Genomic DNA, 9,355 nt, shown 5'->3' on the forward strand with positions numbered 1-9,355 from the left:
GGATTAAGGCTTATGCATCTGGAAACAATATATTATAGCTTTTTTAACTTGATTTGTGTTCTTGTGCTGTCGTTAATTGTAATAGCTCTTTTGATAATTATTTTTGTAAGACGGGCAAATGAAAAGAAAAAACTTGAAAAAATGGTGGAATTGCAAACTAGAGAGCTAAGCAGGCGCTTGCAAGAAGCAACATCTGAGCTTGAATCTTCTAAATCGACAAGCAAAGCTAAATCGGCTTTTTATATAAATATAAGCAATGAGATAATGACGATACTAAACAGCAATATAGGTTTTTTAGTAACGGCATTAGATGGTAATACTTCTCAAAAGACCAGTGATTCTTTGTCTAATATTCGCATAAATACAGAAAGACTTATGCAAGTTATTAATGACATCATGGATATTTCAAAGATTGAATCCGGTGAAATGTCGCTTAAGAAAAATCCTTTTGATATGCACGAGCTTTTTGCCGGTTGCAGAACATTGGTAATGCCTAAAGCCGTAGAAAAAGGTTTATTACTTCACTTTTATGCCGAGCCGAGCGTTGGAAAAAAACCTGTCGGCGATATTGCAAGACTCCGACAAGTATTTGTAAATCTGCTTTTTAACGCGGTAAAATATACAAATACAGGTATGGTTAAACTTGTGTCTGATATTCTGAGTATTGACGATAAATCAATTACAATACATTTTGAAGTTAAAGACAGCGGCGTTGGTATGACGCAAGAACAGATAGCGAATATATTTAAACCGTTTTCGCTGGTGGAAAAATCTTATAAGAACGGTTCCACAGGGCTTAGCTTGCCGATTACAAAAAGCATAATCGAAATGATGGGAGGTACGCTTTCTGTCGATAGTACGCCCGGTATTGGAAGCAGGTTTAGTTTCGATCTTACATTTGATACAATTGATGTTTCCATAGATGACATACTTCAAGAAAGAGTTTCATATAGAGACATTAACAAGCCTTTATTTGAGGGTGATGTTCTGATATGCGAAGACAATTTTATGAAGCAGGAAGTTATTCGCGAACATCTTGCAAGCGTTGGTTTAAAAACTGAAGTTGCGGAAAATGGATTAATCGGCATAGAGAAGGTTAAAAATAGATTAAATAAAGGCGAGAAATTATATGATTTAATTTTTATGGATATGCATATGCCTGTAATGGACGGACTTGAGGCGGCGGTTGAAATCGTTAAGATGGGCATTAAGATACCTATTGTCGCTCTTACCGCTAACATAATGATCGATGATTTGGATATGTATAAGACGCATGGTATAATAGATTGTGTAAGCAAGCCGTTCACATCGCAGGAATTATGGCGTTGTTTGCTGAAACACCTAACGCCGATAAATAAACCTGAATTGCAATCCGAATCTGACACAGAAATTCAAGAATCGCTTGAAAAATATTTTGTTAAAACAAATATGGATAAATACAATGAAATCTGCAAATGTATGGAAGAAGGCGATATAAAACTAGCGCACAGGTTGGTATATACATTAAAAGGAAATGCGGGACAAGTCGGAAAAAATCGTTTGCAGTCCGCTGCCGCCGCTGTGGAACATCAGCTTGCCGACGGTACAAACTCCGTTACTCCCGACCAAATGGCAGCGCTTAAAGACGAATTAGATTCCGCGCTTACGGAATTTCAATCGTTAATTGACAAAAGTAATTAATTTGTTGGAGGGAATATATGGCGGAAAATCAACCAAGTAGTGATGTAATTGATTTGTATAACAAAGGAAATGCCGCGGGAATGCTTAACAATTTTGTGGAAGCGTTTGAATTTTATATGTCTGCGGCTGAAAAAGGATACGCTCCGGCTCAATGTAATCTTGCTTTTTGTTATGAAAAAGGGCACGGCGTTCCCCTTGATTATAAAAAAGCTCTTGAATATTACCAAAAAGCGGCAAAGCAAGGATATGCTCCAGCTATATGTAACCTTGGCTGGTGTTATGAAAGCGGTGATGGAGTAGAGCAGGATTTAGAAAAAGCCTTTGCATATTACAGTAAAGCCGCGGAACAAGGATATGCTCCGGCTCAGGGTAATTTGGGTTTTTGCTGTGAAAATGGCAACGGCGTAACCAAAGATATTAAACAGGCTTTTGAATGGTATAAAGCGGCGGCGGCTCAAGGTAATGTTTTTGCTCAATTTAATTTGGGCGCATGTTATGAATTTGGCAAAGGAACAGAGCAGGACTTTGTAAAAGCGGCTGAATGGTACAGAAAATCCGCAGAGCATGGATATGCGCCTGCGCAGAATTGTCTTGGTATTTGTTACGAAAATGGCAACGGGGTAACAAAGAATCTGATGTCCGCTTCTGAATGGTATACTATTGCCGCGAATCAGGGATATACGGCGGCTAAGCAAAATCTGGATAACCTTAAGAAGAAATGATGTAACATCTAAAAACTTCAGTTTTTAGATGTTTTCATAACTTAAGAAGAAAATCGTTCTACAAATAACTTTTTATGTTGTAATGAAATTAACGATTTTCTTCAAGGAACCTTTAAAAACCTAACCGAGGTTTTTAAAGGTTCCATCTTGCCACGCCGCTTTTTTTCGCAGCCTGCGCCGTAGCGTTAGCTACAGCGTCTTTTATTCTTGGGTCAAAAGCGGCGGGAATAATGTAATCTTTGCGTAATTCGTTTTCACTAACAAGACCAGCAAGCGCGTATGCCGACGCAATTTTCATTTCATCGTTAATGTCGCTTGCGCGCACGTCCAGCGCTCCGCGAAAAATGCCAGGAAATGCAAGAACATTATTAATTTGATTTGCAAAATCACTGCGACCTGTTCCCACTACGGCGGCTCCCGCAGCAAGAGCTATATCCGGCATGATTTCAGGCGTCGGGTTGGACATTGGAAACAAAATAGCGTTAGGAGCCATAGATTTTACCATTTCCGGCGTTACCATGCCGGGCGCAGAAACGCCGATAAAAACATCGGCTCCCCGCAGAACGTCGGCAAGGCTTCCCTTTTTCATTTGTTTGTTAGATATTTCAGCCATTTCAGCCTTTTCACTGTTAAGCCCTTGTCTGCCTTTGTAAATTGCCCCCTGACGGTCGCATAGTACAACATCGTTTAAACCGGCGGTCTGCAACAGCCTGATTACGGCTATTCCAGCCGCACCCGCGCCAAGGGTAACCACGCTGATATTTTCCAGTTTTTTCCCTGTAACCTTTAGCGCGTTAAGCAATGCCGCAAGAGTTACTATCGCCGTTCCGTGTTGATCGTCATGGAAAATTGGAATATCACATAGCGCTTTTAATTTTCTTTCAATTTCAAAACAGCGCGGAGCAGAAATATCTTCCAAATTAATGCCGCCAAAACTTCCCGCAAGCATTGCTACTGTTTCTACGATAACGTCAACTTCTTTTGAGCGTATGCACAAGGGAACGGCGTCAACTCCGCCAAAGGCTTTAAACAACACGCATTTCCCTTCCATTACAGGCATTCCCGCTTCTGGACCAATATCGCCGAGACCCAAGACGGCGGTTCCGTCGGTTACAACGGCGACAGTATTCCAACGTCCTGTAAGTTCCCAGCTTTTATCGGGATTTTTTTGTATTTCAAGGCAGGGTTGGGCGACGCCAGGGGTATAGGCAAGCGACAGGTCTTCCCGCGTTGCTACGGGCATTTTGGGTATGGTTTCAAGTTTACCGCGCCACAGGTAATGCTTTTTTAAGGATTCTTCAGCATAATTCATAATGGTAATATATTAGAAAATCGCCGTATTCGCAAGCGGGTTGTTTTATGCTAAAATAAAGAACATATATAAAGATCAGATAATTGGAGAATATTTTGATAATAGGAATTGATATTGGCAGTACAATAACTAAAGCCGTTTCCATAGAAGATGGAAAAGTAACAAGAAGAATAAAAACAAAAGCATTAGACGCAGTAACTGCCGCTACGGGCGCTTTTGGAAAAATAGTTCTTGAAAACGGAATAAAAATAAATGCTGTAGAAAGAATCGAAATTACTGGAGCCGGCGCGTCAAAAATTAAAGATGATATTTTTGGCATTCCCACAGGCAAGGTAAATGAAATCGAGGCTATCGGCATCGGCGGAATGTTTCTTTCCGGCATGAATAATATAATTATTACAAATATTGGAACAGGAACCGTAATACTCGAAGCCGGCGACAAAGGTATTTCTCATTTTGGCGGCTCAGGTGTCGGCGGCGGAACAATTTTAGGATTAGGAAAAAAACTTTTATCTGTCGCCGAGTTCCACGATATTATGGAATTGGCAAAAAACGGAAAATTAAATCAGGTTGATCTTTTAATGGGCGATATTACGGATACAAGCATCAGTTTTTTAAACGGCGAGAGCACCGCTTCCAATTTTGGAAAAATGCTGGATACCGCTAATCATAGCGATATTGCCTTAGCTATTATCAACATGGTATATCAGGTAATCGGTGTTCTTTCTGTTTTTGCGGCAAGAGCGAAAAATTACAGCCGTGTTATTGTTACGGGAAACGGCAATAAAAACCCGATTGGGAAAAAAGTGCTTACCGATGTTTCCGCTATGTATGGGATTGAATTTGTTTATCCTGAATATGCCGAATATACTACGGCGATTGGAGCTGGATTATCAAACAGGAAGTGATATAAAGAACAGCGTTCCTTTGTTTGGTTCCGATTTAATTTTAATGCCGCCTTTAACTTCTTTTATACGGTCTCGTACAAGATTTAAGCCGATACCTCTTCCGCCGTGTACTGTTTCCGTATCCGCAGTGCTAAAGCCAGGCATGAATATTACTTTCATTAATATGTCGGGATTTTTTGCGTCTTCCGGCTTAATTAATTTGCGCGCTAACGCTCTTTCGGCAATCTTCTTGTAATCAAGACCTTTTCCGTCGTCAATAAGTTTTATATGAATATTTTTGTGATCTTCCGTCATCTTGATAGAAAGTTTTATGACGCCGATAGGATTTTTTCCTTTGGCTTTTCTTTCATCGGGCATTTCTATACCATGCAAAGCTGAATTGCGGATTAACTGCATAAGTATTTCTTTCATTACACGCCTTGGACCTTTATCAATGGCTTCGGGGTCAATGTCAGAAGAAATAAATTTAATTTGTTTTTGTAAATCTTCGGCGACTCTAGATGTTGTTTTTGCGAGAGATTCAATCAAGACTTTGATGTTTTGTTTTTCGCCGCCCTTGCTCTTGCCTCCGCCTCCGCCTCCTGCGTAACTTTGTATCTTGTTAAGAATATCCGCAAACCCGTCTTTTTCTTTGGAAATTTTCTCTATTTCCATAGTCAGATTTAACATTTCGCTGAAAGGCACTTCTCCCTGCATTTCGCGTAACTTCTTTATTTTTGATTCCAGAGCGTGTACCTTGTTGCCAAATACGTTCAATCCAAGTATAACCGCGTTTGATTTAATGGCATGAACAGATTGATAAATTTTTACAAGCGCGTCGTGCGTTGACATCGCTTCGTTTTTAAGTATGCCGTTAATTTCACCGATTTCATGTTCCATATCCGCCATGAAATCGGAAAATACATCTGGTTCTACCTGAATAAGTTCAAAAACGGACTGCATTTCTTCCTGACGTCTGGCTTCTTCTTCTGCCAACCTTTGCTGTAATTCAACTCTGGTAGTAATATCGTATATTGTTACAAGAATAAAAACATCGCCGTGTCCGCGTTCTACTGTAGCAAAAGCAAATTGAAAAACTTTTTTTTCTTCTGTTGCTTTGTTTATATAATGAAGTTCATTTAACGGATTTATTTCTTCAAGCATTTCTTGATCATAAGTGCGTTCAAGGATCATATTAAAGTAATCTTTTATCGCTTCTGATTCGCTCGGAGTAACTGAATCGTTAATTATGTCCATTAAATTTTTTCCAAAGAGTTTTGTGTCAGATAACAATTCTTCCAAATATCTTGAATAATGATCTTGAATAATATAATTTTTATCCATGAAGAAAAGACCGATCTTCATGCTGTCTTTCATAACGGCAATTTCATCGCGCTCGGCAAGATGAGTCATGTCGTATAAGCTGATAAGAGTGCCACCGCCACCGGGTAAGCCGTGGGAAGCCGCTTTAAAGTAGCGTTTCTGCCCGTTTAATGAAAACTCCCAGTCTTCCGCGTAATCGTCTTTTTCTTTTAACAGTTTTCCCGCGTGATTCTTTAAACTTCGTCCAGGGAAAAGATCGATAAGAGGGCGTCCTTGAACCAATGTAGGATCTTCCGTACCCGCTAAATCAGATAAAGTTTTACTTGCATAGACAATTTCATTGCGTTCATCTATCATGGCGACAACATTTTCTGTGGAAGCAAGAAGATCCATAAATGAATTTTGATGTTCAAGCGCTTTATCAAGAACAATAGTAGCCGATCTTGTAAGCAATAGCATTATAACACTGCTGAATAAACAAACAACACAAACAACAAGAACGGTAAATAAAGGCACATTTCCGCATATTGGATAACCTTTAAAAACAAGAAAACCTGTAAAAATGTTTTGAACTATAATAAAAACCAGCGTCCTGTTAAAATGCGAATATATACAACTTATTGCACACAAGAAAATACAGATAAGCGAATAACGTGAATCGTGCCACCCGCTTAGCATCATAAGCGCGGTATAGAACAACAAAAGAACAAAAGGTACGTTAAATGCCATTTTGTAATGGTTTATTGAGTTTTTGATAATTGCAATCACTATCATAAGCGTCAATATCATTACAAGTCCGGCAAGACTGTAATTAACTTTAACTTCGGATATGTATGTTTCAATTATATAAGCGGCGCTTAAAAAGAAAATCATTGCGACAGAAGAAAAGTTAGCAATGTTTTTTAATTTATTATTTTCTGCTTTCTTTATAGCCATGAATAAAGCCTTCCTTAAAGAGCCGCCATTGAAGCTAACGGGTATGATAAATTATTTATCGTTACCATTTGTATCGCGTGATTAACCACGCTCATAGTGATACCGGTATCTTGTATGTACTCGTTATCAAGTTGAATCCACATTTGTTCTGTAGAGTGAATTGTAATTTTTTTCCCCTGAAGAAAAACACAATTCTTTGGACGTTTCCCTCTGGAATATCTTCCTATGGACGAAAGCGTTCCCATTGGGTGAGATGACCTGATTAATGCAATATCTAAAAGCCCGTCATCTGGAGTTGCTTCAGCAACGCCAGTTAATTTTCCCGCTTGATACGGACCGTTTGCGACATGAATAAGACAGTAATTTCCAGAATAATCTGCGTCATCTACTGTTATTTTATATTCACGCGCGGCGATTTTTTTATCGAAAGAACTGGCTATCCTGCTTAAATAAGACGACAATCTTGAAAATAAAATAAAACTGGTTTTATTCATATTTGTTTTTAAGTCTTTTATTCTTTTAGATATTACGGAATTCAGTCCTATATAACAGGAATTTAACGCATAATTTACTCCCCATCTGATTGCGTCTGTAGGAATCGTTTCACTTTGAACAAGAGCCGGAATATCCCTGAATAATTCGACATTGTTCTCGCCAAATATTCGTAAAAAGTCATAGGATTCGCCGTGAGGAACGGCGGCAATTTGCATATTTGGATAAAGAGCAACGGCGTTTATGCAATCAAACAGGATTTCTTCCCCGCCTATCGCGTAAACTCTGATAGTATCGCCGGCTCGAGCTTTTTCCACCTCGTCCTGAATTATACTCATGGCGTTTCTTCTGTAACGCGAAAATTGTATGGAAAAATCAGGAGATTCTTGTGTTCTAAAAAATTGTCCTATACCGTCAAGAATGTTATCCATCTTCCATTGCTGACTGTAGAACGCTTTTGGATCGAACACAAAAACATGCTTCATTATGCTCTCTCCTGTTTATTTTTCAACATCAAGTTCAATTGCTATCATTAGGTGAAAAATATCGTTTTCAAACGCTTTGTGAGGAATACAAAGAATGCGGGTTTGTTTACTGGGCCATGCGATTGAATGTTCTCTTCCTTTGATAATTGTAGGAATAGAAATTACAATTTTATCTCCGTTAGGCACTTTTGGCTTAATGTTTCCGGCAATAATATTGTTTATTTCGCCGATAGCGTCCAATACATCGGCGTCAACTTCCGTATGTTTTGTGCCAACAAGAATATCGGTTAATTTGATCGCTAAATCGGCTTTCATGGAAACTATTACAGCGCCTTTAACCGCGCCGGAAAGACCTATTACCGCGGAAATGTCCCACTCAAAGGCTTTGTCCGGATCCAAAAAATGTGGATGTTTGGGGCTTACTTCAATACCTACAAATTCTTTAAATGTACTGACTGTAACTTCAACAAATGGTTCTACATAATTTTGTAATTCTACTGTCATCTTTCTTACATCCTGAATAAACGTAGTTTAGCCAACTTTTGCTTGAATAAATCAAGTTTAATTGGTTTTGTAATATAATCAGTGGCTCCGTGTTTTAACGCCTCAATGACGTTAAACTTCGCGGCTTCACTGGTTACCATAATAATAGGTAAATCCTTATATTGATCCATAGCTCTTACTTGTTTTAAGAAATCAATACCCGATAATCTCGGCATATTCCAGTCAAGCAAGATTAAATCAACAGTTTGAGTTTCCAACAACGCTAAAGCTTCTTCACCGTCTTTTGCTTCGATGAAGTTACATGAAGACTCTACTCCGGAAAAAACACCTTTAACTGTGTTTCTCATTATTCTGGAGTCGTCAACAATCATAATTGTTACACCGGCAGGCATAATACCTCCTTGAAATTAATTATTTACTTAATGATACTATATTTTTATCGGAAAAACAATGACTTTTGTGTATTTTTATGTACTTTTTTTACAAATTTCTTTGAATTTCCATTCTCCAAGATATAGTCCAATTCCATTTTTTAGGAAAATCCGACGAAGCCGCTTTAAAAGTGAATCTGCCATATTTAAAACGAATAGTTGTACCTAACGAAAGCTCCCATTTTTCCTCTTTTTCGGGAAAAAAGGTATATCCGGCTTTTGATCTAAATTGAAAAACCCCAACTGACCATAAAAATTCGCAATTTAAGTCGCCTGATTCCCATGACCAGTCGTTATTAAGTACAGGATAAACCGATTTATCGCTATCTGCCCCAGCCAATCCCTTTACTGAGCCTGAAAAATTGATACCAAGAGGGTTTTTTATTCCGATTTCCCGCATATTCAGGGAAATTCCAAGGTTACCCGAAAAATTATCGCTTATTTTTAACGGATTTATCGCATTTCTGTCCGCTGAGAGGGATATTCTTGTCAGTCGGAGCGCGTTATTTCGGGTTTTTGCGGAAGCTGGAAATCGCCAATAAAAGTCTGAAGAACTGCGGTTAAAATCTTCTCTAAAGTAGGG

The 9,355-nt window shown here is 38.7% G+C and carries 8 protein-coding genes and 1 pseudogene; 3 read left to right on the top strand and 6 right to left on the bottom strand.

All coding sequences use genetic code 11. The annotated features are described in order from the left end of the window. On the top strand, positions 1–1,680 hold a 1,680-nt coding region (locus ACYVTD_RS07675; protein WP_461247187.1), incomplete at its 5' end, for an ATP-binding response regulator. Positions 1,681–1,697: 17 nt separating this feature from the next. Further along, on the top strand, positions 1,698–2,402 hold the full coding sequence (locus tag ACYVTD_RS07680; RefSeq protein ID WP_461247188.1) for a tetratricopeptide repeat protein: 705 nt from the start codon (positions 1,698–1,700) through the stop codon (positions 2,400–2,402). 133 nt (positions 2,403–2,535) lie between these two features. Here the strand turns inward: ACYVTD_RS07680 and ACYVTD_RS07685 are convergent, their stop codons facing one another. Next, the gene (locus ACYVTD_RS07685; RefSeq protein WP_461247189.1) at positions 2,536–3,714 is read right to left on the bottom strand and encodes an NAD(P)-dependent malic enzyme; all 1,179 of its coding nucleotides are present in this window, start codon (positions 3,712–3,714) and stop codon (positions 2,536–2,538) included. Positions 3,715–3,809: 95 nt separating this feature from the next. Between ACYVTD_RS07685 and ACYVTD_RS07690 the strand changes: the two genes are divergently transcribed. Beyond that, positions 3,810–4,622 carry a pantothenate kinase gene (locus ACYVTD_RS07690; RefSeq protein ID WP_461247190.1) on the top strand — a complete coding sequence of 271 codons (813 nt, stop codon included), beginning with the start codon at positions 3,810–3,812 and terminating at the stop codon, positions 4,620–4,622. Here the strand turns inward: ACYVTD_RS07690 and ACYVTD_RS07695 are convergent. The 5 genes and pseudogenes from ACYVTD_RS07695 to ACYVTD_RS07715 form a co-directional block, all read right to left on the bottom strand. Then, positions 4,608–6,860 carry an ATP-binding protein gene (locus ACYVTD_RS07695; RefSeq protein WP_461247191.1) on the bottom strand — a complete coding sequence of 751 codons (2,253 nt, stop codon included), beginning with the start codon at positions 6,858–6,860 and terminating at the stop codon, positions 4,608–4,610. The genes ACYVTD_RS07690 and ACYVTD_RS07695 overlap by 15 nt on opposite strands. 14 nt (positions 6,861–6,874) lie before the next feature. Further along, positions 6,875–7,837 carry a diacylglycerol/lipid kinase family protein gene (locus ACYVTD_RS07700; protein ID WP_461247192.1) on the bottom strand — a complete coding sequence of 321 codons (963 nt, stop codon included), beginning with the start codon at positions 7,835–7,837 and terminating at the stop codon, positions 6,875–6,877. 15 nt (positions 7,838–7,852) lie between these two features. After that, on the bottom strand, positions 7,853–8,341 hold the full coding sequence (locus tag ACYVTD_RS07705) for a chemotaxis protein CheX (RefSeq protein WP_461247193.1): 489 nt from the start codon (positions 8,339–8,341) through the stop codon (positions 7,853–7,855). A gap of 5 nt (positions 8,342–8,346) precedes the next feature. Continuing rightward, entirely contained in the window at positions 8,347–8,733 is a 387-nt protein-coding gene (locus ACYVTD_RS07710) for a response regulator (protein ID WP_461247194.1), read from the bottom strand. Between the two features lie 88 nt (positions 8,734–8,821). Then, positions 8,822–9,355, bottom strand: a pseudogene (locus ACYVTD_RS07715) (hypothetical protein); the annotation flags it as partial.

It is taken from the genome of Treponema sp. R6D11, from assembly GCF_054786075.1.